This is a genomic window from Clostridium sp. D33t1_170424_F3, from assembly GCF_015667585.1.
Lineage (GTDB): Bacteria > Bacillota > Clostridia > Oscillospirales > Acutalibacteraceae > Anaeromassilibacillus.
On record NZ_JADPEG010000021.1, the window covers coordinates 34,668 to 56,354 of the forward strand.

The 21,687-nt window shown below is 55.3% G+C and carries 18 protein-coding genes; 7 read left to right on the forward strand and 11 right to left on the reverse strand.

Annotated features, from left to right (window positions below):
- Positions 1-85 precede the first annotated feature (85 nt).
- From I4V53_RS12845 to putP, 3 genes are all read left to right on the forward strand, one after another.
- Positions 86-1,792, forward strand: a complete 1,707-nt coding sequence (locus tag I4V53_RS12845; RefSeq protein WP_286167154.1) for an ATP-binding protein — start codon at positions 86-88, stop codon at positions 1,790-1,792.
- Positions 1,793-2,070: 278 nt separating this feature from the next.
- A complete protein-coding gene (locus I4V53_RS12850; RefSeq protein WP_195986094.1) occupies positions 2,071-2,697 on the forward strand; it encodes a TetR/AcrR family transcriptional regulator in 627 nt (208 codons plus the stop codon).
- 292 nt (positions 2,698-2,989) lie between these two features.
- On the forward strand, positions 2,990-4,528 hold the full coding sequence (gene putP, locus I4V53_RS12855) for a sodium/proline symporter PutP (RefSeq protein WP_195986095.1): 1,539 nt from the start codon (positions 2,990-2,992) through the stop codon (positions 4,526-4,528).
- Positions 4,529-4,716: 188 nt separating this feature from the next.
- Here putP and I4V53_RS12860 read toward each other — a convergent pair whose 3' ends face one another.
- Positions 4,717-4,947 carry a hypothetical protein gene (locus tag I4V53_RS12860; RefSeq protein WP_195986096.1) on the reverse strand — a complete coding sequence of 77 codons (231 nt, stop codon included), beginning with the start codon at positions 4,945-4,947 and terminating at the stop codon, positions 4,717-4,719.
- 307 nt (positions 4,948-5,254) lie between these two features.
- Here I4V53_RS12860 and I4V53_RS12865 point away from each other — a divergent pair, with 307 nt between their 5' ends.
- Together I4V53_RS12865 and I4V53_RS12870 are read left to right on the forward strand one after the other, a co-directional pair.
- Positions 5,255-5,779 (forward strand): DsbA family oxidoreductase, encoded by a 525-nt coding sequence (locus I4V53_RS12865; protein ID WP_195986097.1) that lies wholly within the window; start codon positions 5,255-5,257, stop codon positions 5,777-5,779.
- A 42-nt stretch (positions 5,780-5,821) separates the two neighbouring features.
- Positions 5,822-6,016: a YwbE family protein gene (locus tag I4V53_RS12870; RefSeq protein ID WP_195986098.1), complete on the forward strand. Its 195-nt coding sequence runs from the start codon at positions 5,822-5,824 to the stop codon at positions 6,014-6,016.
- Between the two features lie 145 nt (positions 6,017-6,161).
- Here I4V53_RS12870 and I4V53_RS12875 read toward each other — a convergent pair whose 3' ends face one another.
- The 8 genes from I4V53_RS12875 to I4V53_RS12910 form a co-directional block, all read right to left on the reverse strand.
- Entirely contained in the window at positions 6,162-7,205 is a 1,044-nt protein-coding gene (locus I4V53_RS12875; protein WP_195986099.1) for an aldose epimerase family protein, read from the reverse strand.
- 40 nt (positions 7,206-7,245) lie between these two features.
- Positions 7,246-9,132, reverse strand: a complete 1,887-nt coding sequence (locus tag I4V53_RS12880; protein WP_195986100.1) for a substrate-binding domain-containing protein — start codon at positions 9,130-9,132, stop codon at positions 7,246-7,248.
- Positions 9,133-9,155: 23 nt separating this feature from the next.
- On the reverse strand, positions 9,156-10,358 hold the full coding sequence (locus tag I4V53_RS12885; protein ID WP_195986101.1) for a response regulator: 1,203 nt from the start codon (positions 10,356-10,358) through the stop codon (positions 9,156-9,158).
- Between the two features lie 6 nt (positions 10,359-10,364).
- A complete protein-coding gene (locus tag I4V53_RS12890; protein ID WP_353616529.1) occupies positions 10,365-12,158 on the reverse strand; it encodes a cache domain-containing sensor histidine kinase in 1,794 nt (597 codons plus the stop codon).
- A 1,374-nt stretch (positions 12,159-13,532) separates the two neighbouring features.
- Complete coding sequence (yjfF, locus tag I4V53_RS12895; protein ID WP_195986102.1) at positions 13,533-14,519, reverse strand: galactofuranose ABC transporter, permease protein YjfF; 987 nt, start codon at positions 14,517-14,519, stop codon at positions 13,533-13,535.
- Positions 14,516-15,529 (reverse strand): ABC transporter permease, encoded by a 1,014-nt coding sequence (locus I4V53_RS12900; protein ID WP_195986103.1) that lies wholly within the window; start codon positions 15,527-15,529, stop codon positions 14,516-14,518. Before I4V53_RS12900 ends, yjfF begins: the two co-directional genes overlap by 4 nt.
- A complete protein-coding gene (locus tag I4V53_RS12905; RefSeq protein WP_195986104.1) occupies positions 15,516-17,039 on the reverse strand; it encodes a sugar ABC transporter ATP-binding protein in 1,524 nt (507 codons plus the stop codon). Before I4V53_RS12905 ends, I4V53_RS12900 begins: the two co-directional genes overlap by 14 nt.
- Before the next feature lie 137 nt (positions 17,040-17,176).
- On the reverse strand, positions 17,177-18,223 hold the full coding sequence (locus I4V53_RS12910) for an ABC transporter substrate-binding protein (RefSeq protein WP_195986105.1): 1,047 nt from the start codon (positions 18,221-18,223) through the stop codon (positions 17,177-17,179).
- 541 nt (positions 18,224-18,764) lie between these two features.
- Between I4V53_RS12910 and I4V53_RS12915 the strand changes: the two genes are divergently transcribed.
- Both I4V53_RS12915 and I4V53_RS12920 read left to right on the forward strand, forming a co-directional pair.
- Positions 18,765-19,244, forward strand: a complete 480-nt coding sequence (locus I4V53_RS12915) for a YbhB/YbcL family Raf kinase inhibitor-like protein (RefSeq protein ID WP_195986106.1) — start codon at positions 18,765-18,767, stop codon at positions 19,242-19,244.
- 151 nt (positions 19,245-19,395) lie between these two features.
- Positions 19,396-19,905, forward strand: a complete 510-nt coding sequence (locus I4V53_RS12920; protein WP_195986107.1) for a GNAT family N-acetyltransferase — start codon at positions 19,396-19,398, stop codon at positions 19,903-19,905.
- Between the two features lie 171 nt (positions 19,906-20,076).
- On the opposite strand, the gene I4V53_RS12925 is transcribed toward I4V53_RS12920, so the two are convergent.
- Complete coding sequence (locus I4V53_RS12925; RefSeq protein WP_195986108.1) at positions 20,077-20,808, reverse strand: class I SAM-dependent methyltransferase; 732 nt, start codon at positions 20,806-20,808, stop codon at positions 20,077-20,079.
- Positions 20,795-21,682 carry a LysR family transcriptional regulator gene (locus I4V53_RS12930; protein ID WP_195986109.1) on the reverse strand — a complete coding sequence of 296 codons (888 nt, stop codon included), beginning with the start codon at positions 21,680-21,682 and terminating at the stop codon, positions 20,795-20,797. Before I4V53_RS12930 ends, I4V53_RS12925 begins: the two co-directional genes overlap by 14 nt.
- Positions 21,683-21,687: the final 5 nt, after the last annotated feature.

The window sequence follows — 21,687 nt, forward strand, 5'->3', positions numbered from 1 at the left end:
CCGCCTTCTGTTATACTTTTTTATAAAGTTCTGTGAATCTCTAATAAAGGAACGGAAAGCGTAGCTGTTGCGGATGAAAAAATGGTTGAAGCGCCTGTCGCCAGGTCTTTTGGCTCTCTTGTTCTGTCTGATCAGTATTTTTGCCCTGATGACCATGCTCCACATGCAGGGCAACGCCCGGGTTATCAACTATACCGGAATTGTCCGGGGTGCGACGCAGCAACTGGTAAAACAGGAAATGAACGGCTTTCCGAATGATACGCTGACGGCTCATCTGGACGGGATCGTTTCCGAGCTCTCCACCGGTGAAGGAGAAAACGACCTGGTTGCTCTTCCGGACGAAGCGTATCAAGCGCTGATTCAGCAGCTGCAGCAGGAGTGGGGCGAGTTGAAGGAAGAGATCGTCCGGGTGCGGGAAGGACGCCCCTCCCGGCAGCTGTATGTGTTAAGCGAATCCTATTTTGACCTGGCAAACCGGGCCGTGTCGGCGGCGGAGCGGTATTCGGAAAAATGCGTCACCAAATCCATCTGTGTGCTGCTGTTTCTCAGCGGCGGCTTCGTCGTCCTGTTTGTCCTGCTCCGGGTGAGCGAGGCGCGGCAGAAAAAGGCAAAGCTGGCCCTGGACATGGCGGAAAACGCAAGCCGGGCGAAGAGCGAGTTTCTTTCCCGGATTTCCCATGAGATTCGCACCCCCATGAACGGCATCACGGGTATGACGGCCATCGCCCGGCGGTTTGTGGACGACCCGGAAAAGATGACGGACTGCCTGGACAAAATTGATCTTTCCGCAAGCTACCTGCTGTCTTTACTGAACGATGTGCTGGATATGTCCAAGATTGAGAGCGGAAAGATTCAACTGGATGAGCAGCCCTTCGACGTGACGGAGCTGCTCAATCGCATCCAGGGAATGTTCTGGCGGAAAGCGGAGGACAGCGGCGTCACGCTGCGTATGCGCTGCGACGGACTGCCCGTTACTCAGGTAATCGGAGACAATCTCCGCATCAGCCAGGTGCTGGTCAACCTGGTGTCCAACGCCATGAAGTTTACACCGCCGGGCGGCAGCGTCACGCTGGAAGCGCGGCAGACAGCGGAGGACAAGGAAACGGTCTGCCTGGAATTTACGGTTGCCGATACCGGGATCGGCATCAGTGAAGCGTTTCAGCAGCACATCTTTGAGCCTTTTGAGCAGGCGCAGCCCGCTACAGCGCGCCAATACGGCGGAACGGGCCTGGGCCTTGCGATCAGCAGCAGCTTTGTGAAACTCATGGGAGGAACCATCGATGTGCATAGCAAGCTGGGGGAAGGCACGCAGTTTGTTGTATCCCTGACGCTCCGGCGGAATTTGGCCGGCGCTGCCGGCGGGCCGCAGACGGATGCGAAAGGGATCGTCTGTGACTTCACGGGCGTCCGTATCCTTCTGGCGGAAGACAACGCCATTAACGCGGAAATTGCCACACTGCTTCTGGAAGACGTGGGCGCGAAAGTGGACCATGCCGAGAACGGCAAAGCCGCCGTCGATTTATTTTCGATGTCGCCGGAGGGAACCTTTTCCGCCATTCTTATGGATGTTCAGATGCCGGTGATGGACGGGCTGAAGGCCACCCGCACCATCCGCGCCCTGCACCGTCCGGACGCCGGGCAAATCCCCGTCATTGGCCTGTCCGCCAACGCGTTTCAGGAAGATAGGAAAAAAGCCCGGGAACACGGAATGAACGCCTATTTATCCAAGCCGCTGGACCCGGACCGCCTGTACCAGACGCTGGGGCAGGTCATTCACAGGGAAACGGCGTAAAAACCATCGGATTTCAAAACGACCGTTTCCAGGAGGCTTCGGCAAAAACAGAGGTTCAACCGATTTCTGCCAGAACCGGAACCGAATAAAAAGCAATTCCAAAGCAGCAGGCGGCATGGCTTTCAACCCCACGCCGCCTGCTGTATCTTTTTACATAAAAAACGTTTTACAAACAGATCGCCTGTTAAGCGGACAGACGACCATACTTTTCATCTGGACGGAGGCTGCGCCTCTTTATGGTATCATGAAACCAGCAACGACAGACGGGAGGATACGGCATGGCCAAAAAGAAGGCCCGCAATACGCGGGGCAAAATCATCAGTGCGGCGTGGAGCTTATTTTATGAACAGGGTTATGAGGGAACCACGGTGGAAGAAATCATTGAGCTGTCCCACACCTCGAAGGGCTCCTTTTACCACTACTTCGACGGGAAGGACGCCCTTCTCAGCACATTGAGCGACCTGTTCGACGAAAAGTACCAATCTTTGCAGGAAACCATGGACCCCTGCATGCCCGCTATGAAAAAGCTGTTGTTTCTCAACGCGGAGCTGTTCGGCATGATTGAAAACAGCGTATCCACAGAGCTGCTGGCGCGGCTGCTCTCCACCCAGCTGGTCACCAACGGGGAACGGCACCTGCTGGACCACAAACGCACCTATTACCGCCTCCTGCGGCGGATTATCTCCGAAGGGCAGGCGGCAGGCGAACTAAACACGCTGCGCAATGTGAACGAGATGGTCAAGCTGTACGCCCTGTGCGAGCGGGCGCTGATGTACGACTGGTGCCTTTGCGGCGGGGAATACGCCCTGCGCGATTATGCGGTCCGGGTCTTTCCGTCCTTTTTAAGCAGCTTTTTGCCCGGCGGGCCGGAAAAGCCTGCTCCGGAACAAAACGCTGCCCTGTAGTTTTCTTCCGCCTGAAACGCGGCTGCTTCATCCGCGGCGGGTTTTGCCCTTCTTCCTGTTATTTCTTCTTTTTTATCGGACTTGTTTTATAAGTTTATCCTATAATCGTCTATTATAAAATCCCCATAAATACTGAAAAATCTCTATATATTTGAAAACAAAGTACGGACTATAGTCCGTACTTTGTTCTGTATTGTGGTCTGTTTTTCGTCGTGTTAAGATAATAATACTTATGGCTTCGCCGGTCCGATGTGCGGCATGGTTCCGGCGGACGAAATTGGAGGGAGAACAAATGACCACAGCACAATTCTGTATCATTGCCACCATTATTGTCTATCTGCTGGCAATGATCTATGTCGGTTTCTATTTCAGCCGGAAGGGCGGCGGCTCGTCGTCCAATGAATTCTATCTGGGCGGGCGGCGGCTCGGCCCGATTGTCACCGCCATGAGCGCGGAGGCCTCGGATATGAGCAGCTGGCTGCTCATGGGCCTGCCGGGCCTGGCCTATCTGTGCGGCATCGCGGAACCCGCCTGGACCGCCATCGGGCTCGCGGTGGGCACCTATCTCAACTGGCTGATCGTCGCCAAGCGCCTGCGCCGCTATTCGACGCGTCTGGACGCCATCACCATCCCCGACTTCTTTTCCCGGCGCTACCGGGACAACCGCCATATGCTTTCCTGCATCGCGGCGGTGGTCGTCCTCACCTTTTTTATCCCCTACACCGCCTCCGGATTTAAGGCGGTGGGCACTCTGTTCAACAGCCTGTTCGGCGTGGATTACCATGTGGCAATGATTGTGGGCGCGGTCATCATCATCGGCTATACCGTGATGGGCGGCTTTCTGGCTGTATCCACCACCGACCTGATCCAGAGTATTGTCATGACGGTCGCCCTGGTCGTCATTGTCATCTTTGGCATCCAGCAGGCCGGCGGCTGGAATACCGTGGTACAGAACGCCAGCAGCCTGCCGGGCTATCTCAACCTGACGCAGGGCCACAATATGGCCGCGGGGGAGGCCTCCACCTACAGCGGGCTGAGCATTGTCTCTACCCTGGCCTGGGGCCTCGGCTACTTCGGCATGCCCCACATTCTGCTGCGCTTCATGGCCATCAAGGACGAAAACAAGGTGCGCGTATCCCGCCGCATCGCCTCGGTCTGGGTGGTGATCTCCATGTTCATCGCCATTCTCATCGGCGTGATCGGATACAGCGTGTCCCTGAACGGGAAAATCCCGATGTTTGGCTCCACCGCAGAATCCGAAACGGTCATCATCCAGCTATCCAGCCTGTTAAGCCAGAACGGCATTTTCCTGGCCCTGGTGGCCGGCGTGGTATTGGCCGGCATCCTGGCATGCACCATGTCCACCGCTGATTCCCAGCTGCTGACCGCCGCTTCGAGCGTATCGCAGGATCTCCTGCAGGACTTTTTCAAGATTAAAATGAGCACAAAGGCGTCCCTGCTGGCGGCGCGCGGCACGGTGGTCGCCATCGCGGTGGTCGCCGTCATCCTCGCCTGGGACCCCAACAGCTCCGTGTTTACCATCGTGTCCTTTGCCTGGGCGGGCTTCGGCGCGGCCTTCGGCCCGGTGATGCTCTTTGCGCTGTTCTGGAGGCGGAGCAACAAGTGGGGCGCACTGGCCGGGATGCTTTCCGGCGGCTTGATGGTCTTTGTCTGGAAATATCTTGTCCGTCCCCTGGGCGGCGCGTGGGATATTTACGAGCTGCTGCCCGCCTTCATCGTCGCAAGCATTGCGATTGTCGCGGTTTCTCTGCTCACCGCGCCTCCGGAAAAGGAGATTTGCGAGGAATTCACCGCGATCAAGGAGGGGTAAACTTTCAAAAATGTTCTAAACATAGCACAGGATGCGTTGGTCTGCGACCCAAAACGCCGGGCCGCTCTTCCCATTCTGTTCCATAAACAGAGCCGTCGTGTCCCAAGGCGAAAATGCCATTGGAACACGACGGCTTTTTGCACACGGATTCCTGCGCGCAGGTACAAAAAAAGTCCCGATCTATCGAATCAGCACCGGCGGCATCCGGGGCCGCTCCATGGGAGCGCCATAATGCTCCATGCATAAATTTGCGGCGGGATACTGTTGGTCATCACGCCGTTGAACCGGATACTGACCACATTGCCCTGGCGGAACCAGCGCGCATTGGGCGTGATTACGACAACCCGCTGACGGGTTGCAAAATCCCAAACGAGCAGACGGTCCCACTGTACGCCCATCACAAGCGCATGCATCGTCATACCTACCACCTCCTATCGCTACATACAGCATATGCCGGAAAGCGGTGGACGGGACCTCTTTCCCACGCGTCTGCAAGAGACGGGCGTGCGGCCGATGAAACCGCCGCGTTGATGGATCCGGAGCGAACGCCACTGCAATAATGGGCAAAGCGGGTTTGCAAGGTTTCTTTTTCGCCGGAAAACGGTTACAATATATATTATAAAAATGGAGTTTCTGTTTTCCCGGTATCATTTTGAAAACAGAAATCCCATATTGGGATATAAACGCTGTTTTGCAGACAACGTAAGAAACAAACCGGAGGCCATAATGAAACTGGAAATTTACTTTGATTATCTGTGCGAATTCTGTGAGATAGGCTGGAGGTACTGGCGCGAGCTGCTGCCCGCCTATCCGCAGATTACCCCTGTCTGGCGTCCCTGCGAGGCGCATCCCAGAGCCAGCGAGCCGCGCTACGGACGCCACAGCGACCTAGCCATTCAGGGCCTGCTGTTTCTTCAGGGGCAGGGCGGGGACGCCGCAAAATACAACGACCTGATCTTCTCCGCGGCCTGGCGCAAGGGGGAAAATATCGAGGACCTCGCGCTTTTATCCCGATACGGCGCACGGTGCGGCGCAGAGGAAGCCGCTTTCTGCGAGGCGGTTCGCAGCGGCCGCTATCAGGCGGCGCTGGAAGAAGCCAACCGTCGCGCCTGGGACATATTGGGGTTGCCGGCGGTGCCCAGTTACCTTGCGGAAAACGGCCGGCGGGTAGACGCCAGCCTGGGAATCGGCGTCTCCAAAACGCAATTGAAGCAGTTTTTGGAGGCGCTTTCGCGGGCAGACGGGGATTGAACCCCCATTCCCTATCCACTTTTTCCAGTCAGGAGGATTGATTTGAACGGACAAAACCGGGACGACGTCAAAATCGGCGCGAGGGTCAGCGTCGTGTGCAAAGCCGACCAGCGCTCCGGCAAACAGACCGAGGGCGTCGTGGCGCGGCTTCTGACAAAGAGCCGCTTTCACCCGCACGGCATCAAGGTGATGCTGGAGGACGGACAGGTTGGACGGGTACAGGAAATTCTTGAATAAATACGCGCTGCACACACAAATGACAAAAAACAGATGGCCTCCCGCCGCGGTTCATTTCCGCGGCGGGAGGCCATCTGTTTTTCGATTTTTTACTGTAAAACGTCGTTCTTATCGGACTTTATTGAAACGTCTTTCTCCTGAATGCTCAGTCTTTGACCGAAAAGCAAAGCTTTGTCATATGGTCGTACCGCTCGCCCCTTTTCAGCACCGGAGACGGGAAGTTGGCGCAGTGCATGGCATTCGGGAAATACTGCGTCTCCAGACACAGGCCCATGTTTTTCTCGTAAGCGACGCCCGATTTGCCCACCGGGCCGTCCAGCACGTTGCCGCTGTAGAACTGCACGCCCGGCATCGTGGTGGTGATGGTCAGCGCAATGCCCGTATCCGGCGCGTACAGCACCGCCGCGACGTTCTCCTTTTCCGCGCCGTCCAGAACGAAATTGTGGTCGTACCCCAGCCCGTTTTTCAGCTGCACGCAATCCGCGTGGATGTCGCGTCCCACCTCCTTGGGCTGGCGGAAATCGAACGGCGTCCCTTCCACCTCCAGAATTTTCCCGGTCGGCAGGCAGTTTTCATCGTTCTCCGTAAAGCGCGCGGCGGGAATTTGCAGCACATGGTTCAGAATCGTGCCTTTTCCCTCCCCGCTGAGGTTGAAATAGCAGTGATTGGTCAGGTTCACCACGGTGTCCGCGTCGGTTTCCGCCTCATAGCGGAGAATCAATTCGTTATCGTCTGTGAGCTGATAGGACATACTGACGTCCAGATTGCCCGGATAGCCCTCCTCTCCGTCGGGGGAACGGCGTCCAAATACCAACCGGCCGTCCTCCACCGCGTACTCCCATACCTGCTTGTCAAAGCCGCGCAGGCCGCCGTGCAGATGGTTTGGACCGTTGTTGATCGCCAGACGGTACTCCTTTCCGTTCAGGACAAACACGCCCTGTTCGATGCGGTTGGCGTGGCGGCCGACCACCGCGCCCAGATAACCGTCGTTCTTTTCGTACTCCGCCAGCGTGCGGTATCCCAGACAGACGTCCGTCAGCCTGCCGCCGCGGTCCGGAACCAGAATGGACGTGATGGTACAGCCGTAGTTCATCACGGTGACGGACGCACCGGCGTCGTTTTCCATCCGGAACCGGAAGACCTCTTTCCCGTCCCGGGCAACACCAAAGGGTTCTTTGGTTACTTTCATAGCATTCTCTCCTTCTTAATCGGGCCGCCGTTCCCGGCGGTTAATATTTTCTGCTGCGGATATTGTCCTTCGCGTTTTCTTCTGTAAAGACTTTTTCATCCGTAATGATGCGCAAAGGCAGTTCCTTGCCCGCCATCAGGTCGGTGATGGCCTTCATCAGCTGCGGCCCCAGCAGCGGGCTGCATTCCACGACGCAGTTCAGCCTGCCGTCCACCAGCGCCTGGAATGCCGTGCGCGCGCCGTCCACGGAGATGATTTTGACGTCTTTGCCCGGCTGGATGCCGTGCTCCTCCAACGCGTCCGCCGCGCCCAGCGCCATATCGTCATTGTGGGAGAAAATCGCGTCGATGTCCCACTCGTGCTTCGCCAGATAGTCCTCAATCACCTTGCGGCCTCCCTCATAGGTATAGTCGCCGCAGCCGAAATAGACGATGTTGCAGCCCGGATACTCCTTGAGCACCTCGCGGAAGCCCTGGCTGCGGTCTTCCGTTGGAGACGCGCCGAGCGTCCCCTCCAGCTCCATAATGCGCAGGGAGCTTTGGGGCGTCTCCAGCGTGCCGCCCAGCCAGCGCATGGCGCGCCGCCCCTCTTCGATGAAGTCCGCGCCGATAAACGTCATATACATATTGTCTTCCCTGGTTGTGACGCGCCGGTCTGACAGCAGCACCGGAATCCCCGCGTCGCGCGCTTCCGCCAGCACCTCATCCCAGCCGCTGTCCACGACGGGGCTGATCACGATGACGTCCACATCCATTTTGATAAACCGGCGGATGGCTTCAATCTGCCGGCCCTGATCCTGGTCCGCGTCCTCATACAGCAGGCTGACGCCGAAATCGCGGGCCGCCTTTTTAATCGACTCTGTATTGGCCAGACGCCAGGCGCTCTCCGTGCCGACCTGGGCATATCCGACGGTAATCGCTCTTTTCGTCGCCTCCGGGACCTGATTCAGGCTGGCTTCGTAATCGTCCGCGTTTTCCTTGGTGATGTTGTGGCTGCGCAGGATGACCTGCTTGGGTACGCCGCTGACATTGTTGAGGATTTCCAGCGCATATTGCACCGCCTCACGCCCGCCGGTCGGGCAGGTAATCGTCTCGTCAATCATCCCGCGGCGCACCAGATTCACGCCGTCGTCCTCGCCGGTGAAGCCGTCCACCCCTACAATGCGGATATGGTCGTATCCCAGCTGCTTGACCGCATTATAGGCGCCCAGCGCCATATAGTCGTTGTGGGCAAAGATCACATCGATGCCGCGCAGCCGCGTACCGAATGCCTTGACGATGTCCTCCGCCGAATCGCGCGATTCGCTGACCACCGCCACATGCTCCACCTGGATATCGCCTTCTCCGGAAATCACACTGCTGAAGCCCTCGCTGCGGTCGATGCTTGCCTGGGAGGCCGAGCTGCCGCACAGCTCCAGCACCGAGCCGCTTTTGCCGTTCATCATGCGCAGGGCGGCTTCCCCCGCCTGCTTGCCGATGGTCTTGTTGTCCGGACCGATAAAGAGGGAATAATCGAACCCCTCCACCACGCGGTCCAGCACGATGACCGGGATCGACTGGTTGTACACATTGCTGACCACCGGCGTAATTTTCTTAACGTCGCACGGCGAGACAATCATCAGGTCGACGCCGTAATCCAGCAGGCGCTGGATATCCGTCATCTGTTTGGCGCTGTCGTCCGTCGCGTCTGTAAAGACAAGACGGACATTGGGGTACTTTGCGGCCTCATCCTGTATTTCCCGGGTAAGAACCAGCCGCCACGGCTCACGCATGTTCGCCTGCGACACGCCGATCACATAATCGATCTTATCCGGCTCCTGACGCGCCGCGCATGCCGAAAACATGGAAAACAGCAGCGCAACGGTCAGCAGGCATATCCCGCCGCCTTTCCAGATGCGGCGGCGGTGCCTGACCCAACCTTCTTTCATTGACTCCATTCGTCCGCTGAGCTTCATTTTTTCTGCAGCCCTTTCTTATATTCCATGGGAGAAACGCCCAGCACCTTCTTAAACGCGCTGCTGAAATAATGCTGGCTGGAATAGCCCACCCGCTCCGCAATTTCATACATTTTGAGATCCTCGTCCGCCAGCAGCTCGATCGCCTTGCGGATGCGCACCCGTGTGATATAGTCCATGAACGTAATGCCCGTGCTCTGCCGGAACACGCGGCTAAGATGCTGCGGCGACACATGCGTGTAATCCGCCGCATCGGTCAGGGAAAATGCCTCCATCGAGAAATTTTCTTCTATGTAATGCTTGACGTCCCGCACCAGCTGCGGCGTCTCCAGCAGCGCCCGCATCTCGTCCATGGCCGCCTCATACGCGCCGGGCAGGTCCGAGAACTCCTCCGCGCCCTTGTGCGCAATCGCCACATCCACAGGCAGATATTGCTGCAGCAGGCGCGACAGCCGTTCGCCGGCCGCGAGCCATTCCTCACGCGGCGTGCAGGCCGTAATCAGCACCAGGTCGCCGCCCGCATTGCGGCAGGCGGAAACGGGCTGGAACACCTGAAACACCTCCTCCGCGATATTTTCCGCTGCGTAGAACAGCAGGTCGTCATCCCACTCGCCGCCGATTTCCGCGTTGTCCTTGTCTTCCAGGTGGATCAGCGTGACGCCAAAGTCCTTTGGAAGCTCCAGGCCCAGCGCGGCGATGCGTTCTTCGACCTCCGTCTCGCTGAAATGGCCGTTGAGCCATCCCTCCAGAAATTCCGCGATCAGCGCCGGGCGGTTTTTTTCCACCAGCACCCGCGCCCATTCCAGGTATTTCACCTGCTTCTTGTGCCGGCCCAGCTGTTCCTTGGCGCGGTCCACCGCGTCGTAAAAGGTGTTCTCCATGATGGGCTTGAGCAGATAGTCGAACACGCCCAGACGCAAAGCCTTCTGGGCGTATTTGAAATCGTCGTACCCGGTGATCACAATGATTACCGCATTTTTGAGAATTCCCTCCAGCTTTTCGATGAACTCCAGGCCGTTTAAAAACGGCATGTTGATGTCCACAAACAACAGGTCCGGCAGGTGCTCCGCCGCCAGCTCCAGCGCCATTTCGCCGTCCTCCGCCTGCGCAACCACCTCGATCTCCGGGTCCTTTTTCAGAAAATAGGCAATTCCCCGGCGGATGATATCCTCATCGTCCGCAATCAGCGCCTTATACAACTCCCATCACTCCTCATCAAAATCTTTCACTTCTTTATCCCTGGGAAGCGTAATCGTCACGCAGGTACCCTCGCCCAATTGGCTTTCCATGCGGACGCCGTACTGTTCCCCATAACAGAGCTGGATGCGCTCCCGGATATAGAACATGCCGAAGCTGGCCTTTTCGTCCAGCTCTGAATGCTCGCTCATCCGGCGGTTGAGCTCCTCCACCTTCTCCTGCGGCATGCCCGCGCCGTTGTCGCGGATGGTCAGGATCATATTTTTCTTCTGCGTTTCCCCGTTGACATAGACGGTACCGCCGCCGCGCTTTGCTTTGATACCGTGGTAAATGGCGTTTTCCACCAGAGGCTGCAGGATCAGCTTGGGAACTTTATACGGATACAGGGATTCTTCCACATGGATTTCATAATTCAGCCGATCCTTATAACGGATTTTCTGGATGTATAAGTAGTTGGAAACGTGCGTGATCTCCTCCTGCACGGTGATGATGTCGTTGCCGTGGCTCAAGCCGATGCGGAACATATTGGTCAGGGCGTCCACCAGCTTGACGATGTCCTCCGCCTCATAGTCGCGGGCCATCCAGCTGATGGTATCCAGGGTATTGTAAAGAAAATGCGGTTTGATCTGCTCCTGCAGCGATTTCATTTCCGCCAGCCGTTTGTTTTTCTGCTCCACATAGACCATATGGATCAGATTGTCGATCTGCTCGATCATATGGTTAAAACTCCAGCCCAGCGCGCCGATCTCATCGTTGTAGGGGCTGTCGAACCGGACGCTGAGGTCGCCGGATTCCGCGCGCTTCATCAGCTGCTTCAGGCGCAGGATCGGCTGGGTCATCGTGCGGCCCATATGGAACGACACGGTAACGATTAAAATCAGGGAGATGATAATACTCGCGATTAAAATATATATGATGGTATTGACGCCGGCCATCACCTCGTCCATGGAAAATACGCCCACCGTGCGCCAGCCGGTATAGCCGGACAGCTCGCTGCGGATCTGATAGCTGCCGCCCTGAATCCGTGCATTGACAGGCATGTTTCCGTCCCGCAGCCACTGCGGATTGACGCGGTACACGACGTCGTTGACCGGCGTATAGACAATATTGTCGTTCTCGTCCGTGACAAATACAAACCCTTTTTCTCCAATGGTCGCGCCCTTGATCGACTGCTGGATGATATCGTGCCGGATATCGAACAGGACCACGCCCAGCACTTCCCCGGTATGCGGGTCCTGCACCGCCTTTGTCAGAGAAAACACGTCGTCCACGCTGTAGCTGCGGTTGGTCACGATATTCCGCCCCGCGACGACGCTGATCAGCTGGATTTCGTCGGGCGCGCCTGCCGCCTGCCGGTACCAGGATTCTTCCGCGAACGGATCACGGGAAATGCGGGACATGCCGGTGCTGACGTACATATCATTTTTGGAAGCGACCAGGATTCCCGCCACCTCATGATGGGACCCCGCGATGTTTTCCAGAATTGCGCGAATCTTCGCAGATTCCATCTGCCAATCCGCGTCCAGGTCGGACTGCATATGGAACAGCGGGGAATCCTTCAGGTCCATCTGGATATAGTTGGCCATCTTTTCAATGGTTCCCACATAGACGTCCATGGAATTGCTGACCTGATGGATCATCTGCGCCGTATGTTCCACAGCGGTTTTCTGCGCCTGGTTCAGAAACACCGAGCCGCTGACAATGGAGAAGATAATAAAGGGAATGAGCGCTATAAAGATGTTGGACATGGTCATTCTGCTGCGCAAGCCCACATTTCGGAACATTTGCTTGAATTTTCGCACCACATTCACCTCATTTAACTGAATCGCACAAATAAACTATTACCTATTATATAATACTGGCAAGATTTTTGCAATTATTTAGCAATTGTTAGAATTTTCCTTGGTAAAAAAGCAAAAAAGCAGGGGATGCTCTCCGGGCATTCAGAACGCCCGGACGCAGAGCAATTGGCCCCACGACCGGAACGCAAAGCATTCCGGGAGCATCCCCATTCGTCTTTGGAGGACTTGTACTCAATATGTTTTTCAGACTTCCAGTCGGGTAGGCCCGGACGTGCAACGTCTTTCGCGCCTACGGCGGTTATCCCGGTAAGATTTCATAAAAGAAGATCCTTTATATCCCACTATACAAGATACCTTTATACTCAACATAAAACTGTTGCGGCGGGACGGACGGGACAAGCTCCCGAAGCTTTTGTCTTGCATGTAAGGGCTAAAACGCGTTTTTCCGCTTTTCTGAAAAGCGGCGGGATCAAAGGGCGGCGCCCTTTGCCGTTCTCCGCAGAGAACGGGACTCTCTTTCTGAGAAGAGCGAGTGGGAACGAGTGATATTGTTGTTTATGAGGCTTTGTGCTGCCTCTGGGGCTTTTCTTTGGTTCCCCGGCTTTCGCCGGGGTTTTCGTCGCTTTGAAAAGCGACAGCAAAGACTTTTACTTTAAAAAAGCAAAACAAATTTTACTAATGTAATTTTTATATTGCGAAGGCAATGGGGTTCTTTGCTTTTAAAAAGCGAAAGGAAATTTTCATCACAAAGCAACCGCATTCCTCTCTTTAAAAAGCAAAAGAAACTTCGTTGTACAAACAACATTTCTATAAACCTTTATTTGCTTAAATAAAATCCTGTCTTACAGAATGTTGCATCAAAAACATTACATCAAAATTCTAAATGTCATTATAGGACTTTACATAAAGCAAGCAAATTGATTGCACGCGCCATCTTTATCGTTTATTCGCTTTTGATAAAGCGGGAGAAAACCGCTGGTTTGCCCTCATGCCGGGCGGCACCTCCGGTGGGGACGCTCGCTTGAGGCTAAAGCCTCGCTCGATACTCCAAACGACCATCGCCGGAGGCGCGTCAGACACTGCGTGTCCGTCTTGCCACAAAAGTAAGCAAAAGCACGCGAAGGGGGGCGTGAGAGCTGGGCTCCGGATAGGTACGACTCGCGCCCCCCTTCACCCCCGGTATCCCCCGTATACCTGAGTAGCTCAGGGAGGGCTGCGTGCGTTTCATTGCCGGCGGAACTTTGGCTGGGCAATTCTTTTAGGATTTTCCTTAATTGTCGGCTGGGATGCCACACGGGAGATTGTTCTTTCTGTCGCGGGCATCCGTGGAATTGTGCTTGAATCAACGTCCGCCCGCGCCGTCCCGACCGGAGGTCAGCCGGCGGCTTTGAGTTTTTCCGCGCGGATGGCGATGAGGCGCTGGATAATGATGAAGACGCAGAGCAGACCCGCGATGGTCACCTTGGTCCACCAGGTATTCAGGTTCTGGTAGGTGACGATCGTCTGAATCACACCCTGGATCAACACGCCGACGGTGGTGCCGATCACGTTGCCGACGCCGCCGGTCAGCAGCGTGCCGCCGATGACGGCGGAGGAGATCGCGTCGAGTTCCAGACCGATGTTCTGGAGGGAGTTGCCCGCCAGGGTATAGAAGCTGAACACCACACCGGCAAGCGCCGCGCAGAAGCTGCTGATCGCATAAACGGAAACCTTGGTCCGCGCCACCGGCAGGCCCATCAGGACTGCGGACTGCTCATTGCCGCCCACCGCGTAGACGGTGCGGCCAAATTTGGTCAGCTTGAGGACAAACAGCGCGACAAGCAAGACCGCTACCGCGATAAAGACATAGAAGTAGATTCTGCCTCCCAGAAACGTGATCTTGGAGAGCGCCATCGTCTTGTAAAACTCGTTGGTAATCGGGATGGACTCCGTGCTGATGACCGCGCACATGCCGCGCATGAAGAACTGGCCCGCCAGCGTCACGATAAACGGCTGCAGTTTGTAGTAATGGATCATGAAGCCCATCAGCGCGCCGAACGCCAATCCGATCAGCAGGACCAGTGGGATCACCACAAACGGCGGCACGCCCATGCGCAGCAGAAACGCCGAAAACACGCAGGTAAACGCGATGGTGGACGCGATGGAAATATCAATCCCGCCGGTCAGCAGCACAAACGTGATGCCAATGGACGCAATGATCAGATATCCATTGTCGTTCAACAGGTTGAACAGGGTCGAAAAGGAAAAGAAATTGTCATACGCAACGGAAGCCGCGCCAAACAGGACGATAAAAAGCACGACCGTGATCAGCAGGGAAATGTTCTTAATCGAAAACTTCTTCTTGGTTTTCTGTTCATTCATGCCTGCTTCACCGCCTTCCGGAAATTCAGTTTCTTTGTAATGGACTCCTTGAAAGCTTTGGACTGGAACAGGCAGATCACAACGACGATGATAGATTTGACCACCTGGGTGATCTCCGGTGCAACGCCCATTGCATACACGGACGTGGTGATACTCTGAATGATCAGCGCGCCGAACAGGCTGGCCGGGATGGAGAAACGGCCGCCGTTGAGGGACGTGCCGCCGATGGCGACCGCAAGGATCGCGTCCATCTCGATAAACAGGCCCGCGTTGTTGCAGTCCGCACCCTTGATTCCCGCGCTTTCGATCAGGCCGGCGACCGCCGCCATCACACCGCAGAAGGTGTAAACCATCCATTTGATGCGGTCTACATTGATACCCGCAAAATGGCTGGATACCGGGTTGACGCCCGTGGACTCCAGGAACAGGCCGAATGCCGTCTTTTTAATGAACAGCATCACCAACAACACGATGAACGCCACGATGAACAGCGGGAACGGCAGCCCCAGGATATATCCGCCGTTAATAAAGTAATACGTATCGGAGTTAACCGTAACAATTTTACCATTTGTAATAAGCTGTGCGATACCGCGCCCGGCAACCATCAAAATCATGGTCGCTACAATGGGCTGGATTTTGATCTTGGAAACCAGCAGGCCGTTCCACGCGCCCGCCACGACGCCCGCGAGGATCGCCGCGAGGATCGCCACCGCCACATTGCCGCCGCCCGCCACAATGGTACACGCGACCGCGCCGCTGATCGCCATGACGGAGCCGACGGAAATATCCGTTCCGCCCGTCGCAAGGACCATGGTCATACCGGTTGCCAGCAGCATCAGCTTGCTGCCGTTGCGCAGGATATCGATGATCCTGCTGTACAAATGGCCATCCACAATTCTCATTTCAAAGAACGAGCCGCCCGACACAATTCCATTGACCAGCAGGATCAACAGAAAAATGACGATGGGCCAGAATACCTGATATTTCGACAGCTTTTTAAGCCGGTTCATTCTCCGCACCTCCCGCTATGTAATGCATGATCGCGGCTTCGGAAATTTCCTGTCCGTTCAGCTCCGCGACCTTTTTCTTATCCCTGAGAACAATCATGCGGCCGCAGCAACGCAGCATCTCGTCGATTTCCGAAGAAATAAAGATGACCGCCATGCCCTGTTCCGCAAGCTGGACCACCAGCTTCTGGATTTCCGCCTTGGTACCGATGTCGATGCCGCGCGTCGGTTCGTCCAGCATCAACAGGTCCGGGTTCGTCGCCAGCCAGCGGGCCAGAATCACTTTTTGCTGGTTGCCGCCTGACAGGTTCCGGATGAGCTGGTCCGCGGACGGGGTTTTGATTTCCAGCTTTTCAATGTATTCATCCGCGATTTTCTGTGCCTCCGCACGGGAAATCGCCTTAAACATGCCGCGCTTGGCCTGCAAAGCCAAAATGATATTTTCGCGGATACTCAGATCTCCCACGATGCCTTCCGTTTTCCGGTTTTCCGGGCAAAACGCGAACCCGCTGCGGATCGCCGCCAGGGTTCCTTTATTGTGCAGCTTCTGCCCCTTGAGGTCCATTTCGCCGCCGGACATGTGATCCACGCCGAAGATCAGGCGCACGATCTCAGAACGGCCGGAACCCAACAGGCCCGAAAGACCCAGAACATCGCCCTTGTGTATATCCAGGCTGATGCCCTCTATGCTGCCCGCGCTGGTTGCGTCCTTGAGGGAAAGCAGCGACTCTCCGGTCGCTTCGACGCTCTTTTCACTGATAAACCGCTGGTTCAGGTCGCCGTACTCCTTGCCGATCATCTTGGCAACCAGCTGCACGCGGGGCAGGTCGGCGGTTGTATAGGTGCCCACATAGGCGCCGTTGCGCAGGACGGTGATGGTGTCCGTCACCTCGTAGACCTGGTCGAGGAAGTGGGTGACAAAGACGACACCCAGCCCCTGTTCTTTCAGCATCCGCATAATGTCGAACAGTTTTTCCACCTCTACAGTGGATAAACTGGAGGTCGGTTCGTCCAGGATCAGAACCTTTGCGTCGATGTCCACCGCGCGCGCAATGGCCACCATCTGCTGAACCGCGACGGAGTAGTTATCCAGGTTTTTTGTCACGTCAATATGTAAATCAAACCGCGCAAGCAGCTCCTTGCTTTTCTGGTTAATGGTTTTCCAGTCGATGCGGCCGCCCTTCTTGGGCTCGCGGCCAATATAGACATTTTCCGCTACTGAAAGATTCGGACACAGATTGACTTCCTGATACACGGTGCTGATGCCCGCGTTTTGCGCTTCCTGCGGCGTGCGGGGGGAAATCTCCTCGCCGTCCATCAAAATGGTGCCGCCGTTCCGTTCCTCAACGCCCGTGAGGACCTTAATCAGCGTGGATTTTCCCGCGCCGTTCTCTCCCAGCAGGGCGTGTATTTCCCCGCGCTGTAATGTAAACTGCACGTCGTTGAGCGCAACGACGCCGGGGAAGGTTTTTGATATATGCGACATTTGAATCAATGCCGTTTCGCCACTCATGGCAGACCCTCCTTTAGATTGCAAAATCCGCCTCCGTCTCAGTCGGCGGGGCGGATTTTACAGAGTCGGTAAAACTTACCTGTTATATGGAATGAAGAAGAAAGAAAGTGAAGGAGTAATCAATTTAATGGGTTTTATTAATATACGCGGGTCTTGATATCTTCCGCGGCGGTATCCTGACGGTAGATGCCCTCTTCGGATTTTACCCACTTCTCAACGGACTCGCCGTCCTTGAGCTTCTGGCAGGTCTCGAAGAAGATCGGTCCCAGCAGCGGGTTGCACTCGACGGTGACGTTTGCTTCGCCGGCAACCATCGCCTCGAAGATGCCCTTAACGCCGTCGCAGGAAACGGTTACAACATCGGTGCCCGGCTTGAGGCCCGCTTCTTTAATGGCCTCGATTGCGCCGAGAACCATGTCGTCGTTATGTCCATAAACGCCCTTGATATCGGCGCCGTAGGTCTTCAGGAAGGACTCCATGACTTCTTTGCCCTTTGCACGGGTAAAGTCGCCGGTCTGTGATGCGATGATCTCGATGTCCGGATACTGGGCAGCCATCTGATCCTCAAAGCCCTTTTTGCGGTCATTCGCAGCGGAAGCGCCAACGGTGCCTTCGAGCTGTACAACCTTGCCCTTGCCGCCGAGCAGCTTTGCCATTTCGTCCGCCGCGTTCTTGCCCTCTTCAATGAAGTCGGAGCCGATGAACGTTGCATAGAGGTCTTCCGGAACGTCCGCCATACGGTCTACCAGGACAATCGGGATGCCCGCATCCTTTGCCTCGGTGAAAACCGCGTCCCAGCCGGTCTCAACAACCGGAGCCAGGCCGATGACGTCAACGTCCATATCAATAAAGGATTTAATTGCTTTGATCTGGTTTTCCTGTTTTGCCTGTGCGTCCGCAAACTTGAAGTCGATGGTATCGACGTTCTGGCCCGCGTAGAACTGGATGGAAGCGGTCTCCGCATCGCGCCAGCCGGATTCCTGTCCGATCTGCGCAAAGCCGACCTTCAGCTTGCCGTCGTCGGTCTCTTTGTCGCCGTCGTCCGGTGTGGGATTGTTCTCAACCGGTGCGGACGAAGGATCGTTGGTTGTCGGTGCGGCGGGCTCGTTGCCGCAGCCTGTGAACGCTGCACCCAGCATCAGTACGGAAAGCATAGCCGCGACGATTCTTCTTGTTGTCTTCATAAAATTTGTCCTCCTTAAACGAAATCCTCTTTATTTTCGGTTCAGGCGTTCTCTCGATCCGCCTTAGGGCCGTTCCCCTTTCGATGTCTCTATTCTACTGCGCGCAACGGATAAAGTCTTTACGATAACAAAACCGGAATTTACGATTTTTTAGCACGCTTAAAAAGGGGACAAACTGCAAAAAAGCAGCGAAAAGCGCGGCACACCGCTGTACGCCGCGCTTTTTTACTGTTTTCCACTGCTCTGTTTCAAATCCATATATTCCGGTCTACTCCGCCCGTCAAATAGAATCATCCAGGTGATCGGAAGCTCCAATCAGAAAAGAAATTCAGATTGGGAAATATGAAAGATAAATATTATAAGTATCTGCAAGCTCGTTCATCTCGCAATCAGAAATATATGGATCAAACTTGATACACAAACGCAAATAGAATAAAATAATAGAAACCACTGGATCACATTCTTTCCTGTTTTACTGAAAAGCACATCTATCAAGATATTTTTTACAAACAGAAGACAACGCATTTGAAAGGCGGTTCCCATGCAGCAATTGACTTTGACAAGTCCCGCGTTCACAGAGGGCGGGTGGATTCCTCTGGACCACACCGCGCGGGGCAAAGATCTTTCCCCCGAATTGCGCCTGAGCGGGTTGGACGTGAAAGCCGTTTCCCTTGCCGTTACGATGGACGACGCTTCCTACCCGCTTTTTCCAAACTATAACCACTGGGTACTGTGGAACGTACCCGCGCAGGAGGTCATTCCAGCCGCTATCCCCGCGGGAGGCTCCATCCCTGTTCTGTCAGGCGCGATTCAGGGCGTCGCTTACGGAAGAAACCGGTATAAAGGTCCGAAACCGCCGCTTAAAGCGGTTCACTCATACACCTTTACCGTTTATGTGCTGGACTGCACCGTTTCTCTTCCGCCGCACTGCAGACGAACGGATTTGCTGGCGGAAATCGAAGGGCATATCCTGCAAAGAGCGACGCTGACCGGAAAATTCCAGAACGGCCGGCGGAGATAAATCCATTGATTCAAAAAATCGTTATACAGAAAAAACAGGAGTATTCTCTCATGAAAGATAGAATACTCCTATTGACAATTTGTATCAAACAGGGCATTGTTCTGATAATTGAAATTTATCTCAATGAAATACACAACAAGGAGGAAACCATATGCTGATCAGGCAAGAAACGGAAAAGGATTACGACGAGGTATACGACCTTATAAAGGAAGCCTTTGCAACGGCGGAACACAGGGATGGAACCGAACAGGATCTGGCCGCCGCCCTGAGAAAAAGCCCTGCTTTTATCAAAGAGCTGTCGCTGGTGGCAGAAGTGGACGGCAGGCTCGCCGGACAGATTCTCTTTACCGAAGCCAAAGTCGGAACGGAACCCGTGCTTGTTTTGGCGCCCCTTTCCGTACGTCCTGCTTTTCAGAAAAGCGGCGTTGGTACGGCATTGATCAACGAGGCGCATAAAATTGCCGCGGAAGCAGGGTATTCGTATTCTTTTGTTTTAGGAAGTGAATTCTACTATCCCCGCTTCGGTTATCTTCCCGCGGCGCAGTTCGGTGTGGAGGTCCCCGCCGGTATGCCTTCCGCCAATTTTATGGCAGTCAGGCTTTCGGAAGATGCAAAACCGTTAAGCGGTACGATTACCTACGCCAAAGAGTTTGGTATTTGACCGCTGTCAAATTTGCTCCAAAAATTTCCTATGGTACTCTATCATTACAAATGTTGCAAAGAAAGGTTTATACATGTTTGTGAGAATCTTCGGAGAAACATCTTATGCTTAAAAATAAACCATCTAATAAAAACAGGTAGGATCGCTGCTCTACAACGGTCCTACCTGTTTTTATTTCTTCCGCGCAGAGACAATCAACATCATCGGGCGGCGCATTTCGTCCTTCATGCCTTCGATATGGAACATATGCGCCGGCGGCTGCGGTTCCACAATCCGCTGAATCGCAAAGCCGTTGGTCAGCAGGCCGTCCAGATAGGTGGTCAGGGTCTTGTGGTACTTGGTCACCTTTTCGCCCAGGAACACCGCCTCGCGCTTTCCTTCATAAAAATAGTTGTCTACAGGGAAATGCAGGATCGCGCCGGTCTCATCATAATACCAGTCCTGCGTCCCGTAGGCGGTGAAGACCGGGTGCTCCGCTGAGAAGACAAACGCGCCGCCCGGCGCAAGGCACGCGTTTACCTTTTTTGCGACCGCGTCAAATGACGGGACATAATGCAGCGCCAGCGAACTGACGACGATATCAAAGCTGTTTTCCGGATAGTCAATGTCTTCGATTGGCATGCACTGATATTGTACCTGCGGGAATTGGGTCTTTTCCCGGGCAACGGCAAGCATCTTTTCTGACAGGTCGATGCCCGTGACGGAAGACGCGCCGTGCTCCGCCGCGTAGATGCAGTGCCAGCCGTAGCCGCAGCCGAGGTCCAGCACGCGCTTTCCGGCAAAGCCGGGCAGCAGCTTTTGCAGCGTCTCCCACTCGCCCGCGCCCTCCAGCCCCTGCTGGGAGCGGCTCATCTGGCTGTATTTTGTAAAGAATACCGGGTCGTCGTATTTATTTTCTTTCATATGGGGTTCCCCCTTCTGTTTCCACCAGATTCCAAAGCTGCTGCAGCGAACGGGTCTGATACTGGTTTCGATTCACCACGATCGTCAGGCTGTTCGTCAAGCACAGATCGGAAACGGTTATTTTTTGCAGGCTTCCCCGTTCGACTTCCGGGGCGACAAGGATTTCCGGCAGCACGGCGATTCCCAGCCCCGCCTTTGCCGCCTCGATCAGCGGCTGGGAATCCACGCTGACCCACTGGGCAGACGTCTGATAGCCCGCCAGCGTGACGGCGGACTCGAACACCTCGCGGACCGCGCTTCCGCGCTCCCGCAGCAGCAGCGTCTCCTGCAAAAGCTGTTCCAGGGTGCGGACGGGGGCACAATACCCCGGCGCGGCCACCGCCCACAGCGCATAAGAGGCAAACTTTTTGGCGATAAATTGACCCTGTGCGATGCTCCCCTCAATGAATGCGGCGTCCACCTTCCGCTGTTTGAGCAGCTCCAGCGCCTCGGAGGCCCGGTTCACCTGCACATGAACAGGGACCTCCGGGCATTCCCGCCGGAACCGTTGCAGAATTGGGATCAGCCAAGCCTGCGCGATGGTGATGCAGGAGGCGATCCGGAGCGGGGCCTCCTGCTCCAGGCGCCGGATGCGGGATTCCATCCGCTCAAATTCCTCCAATATCGGGTTGACCTCCTGCAGCAGCCGTTCCCCGCTGGGCGTCAGCCGGACGCTCTTATGCAACCGCTCAAAGAGCCTGGTTCCGGCCGCCTCTTCCAGTTCCCTGATTGCGTGGGAAACCGCCGACTGCGTCAGGAACAGCCGCTCCGCCGCCTTTGTAAAGTTCCGTTCCGCCGCGACCTCCCGAAAAATGACATAATACCGTATATGCATACTGC

Bases quoted from the DNA above. Each gene is read 5' to 3' on its own strand.
- I4V53_RS12880 (WP_195986100.1), bottom strand. From the start codon at position 9,132: ATGAAAGAAGGTTGGGTCAGGCACCGCCGCCGCATCTGGAAAGGCGGC.
- I4V53_RS12905 (WP_195986104.1), bottom strand. From the start codon at position 17,039: ATGAGTGGCGAAACGGCATTGATTCAAATGTCGCATATATCAAAAACC.
- I4V53_RS12910 (WP_195986105.1), bottom strand. From the start codon at position 18,223: ATGAAGACAACAAGAAGAATCGTCGCGGCTATGCTTTCCGTACTGATG.
- I4V53_RS12915 (WP_195986106.1), top strand. From the start codon at position 18,765: ATGCAGCAATTGACTTTGACAAGTCCCGCGTTCACAGAGGGCGGGTGG.
- I4V53_RS12860 (WP_195986096.1), bottom strand. From the start codon at position 4,947: ATGACGATGCATGCGCTTGTGATGGGCGTACAGTGGGACCGTCTGCTC.
- I4V53_RS12900 (WP_195986103.1), bottom strand. From the start codon at position 15,529: ATGAACCGGCTTAAAAAGCTGTCGAAATATCAGGTATTCTGGCCCATC.
- I4V53_RS12875 (WP_195986099.1), bottom strand. From the start codon at position 7,205: ATGAAAGTAACCAAAGAACCCTTTGGTGTTGCCCGGGACGGGAAAGAG.
- yjfF (WP_195986102.1), bottom strand. From the start codon at position 14,519: ATGAATGAACAGAAAACCAAGAAGAAGTTTTCGATTAAGAACATTTCC.
- I4V53_RS12865 (WP_195986097.1), top strand. From the start codon at position 5,255: ATGAAACTGGAAATTTACTTTGATTATCTGTGCGAATTCTGTGAGATA.
- I4V53_RS12930 (WP_195986109.1), bottom strand. From the start codon at position 21,682: ATGCATATACGGTATTATGTCATTTTTCGGGAGGTCGCGGCGGAACGG.
- I4V53_RS12925 (WP_195986108.1), bottom strand. From the start codon at position 20,808: ATGAAAGAAAATAAATACGACGACCCGGTATTCTTTACAAAATACAGC.
- I4V53_RS12920 (WP_195986107.1), top strand. From the start codon at position 19,396: ATGCTGATCAGGCAAGAAACGGAAAAGGATTACGACGAGGTATACGAC.
- I4V53_RS12850 (WP_195986094.1), top strand. From the start codon at position 2,071: ATGGCCAAAAAGAAGGCCCGCAATACGCGGGGCAAAATCATCAGTGCG.
- putP (WP_195986095.1), top strand. From the start codon at position 2,990: ATGACCACAGCACAATTCTGTATCATTGCCACCATTATTGTCTATCTG.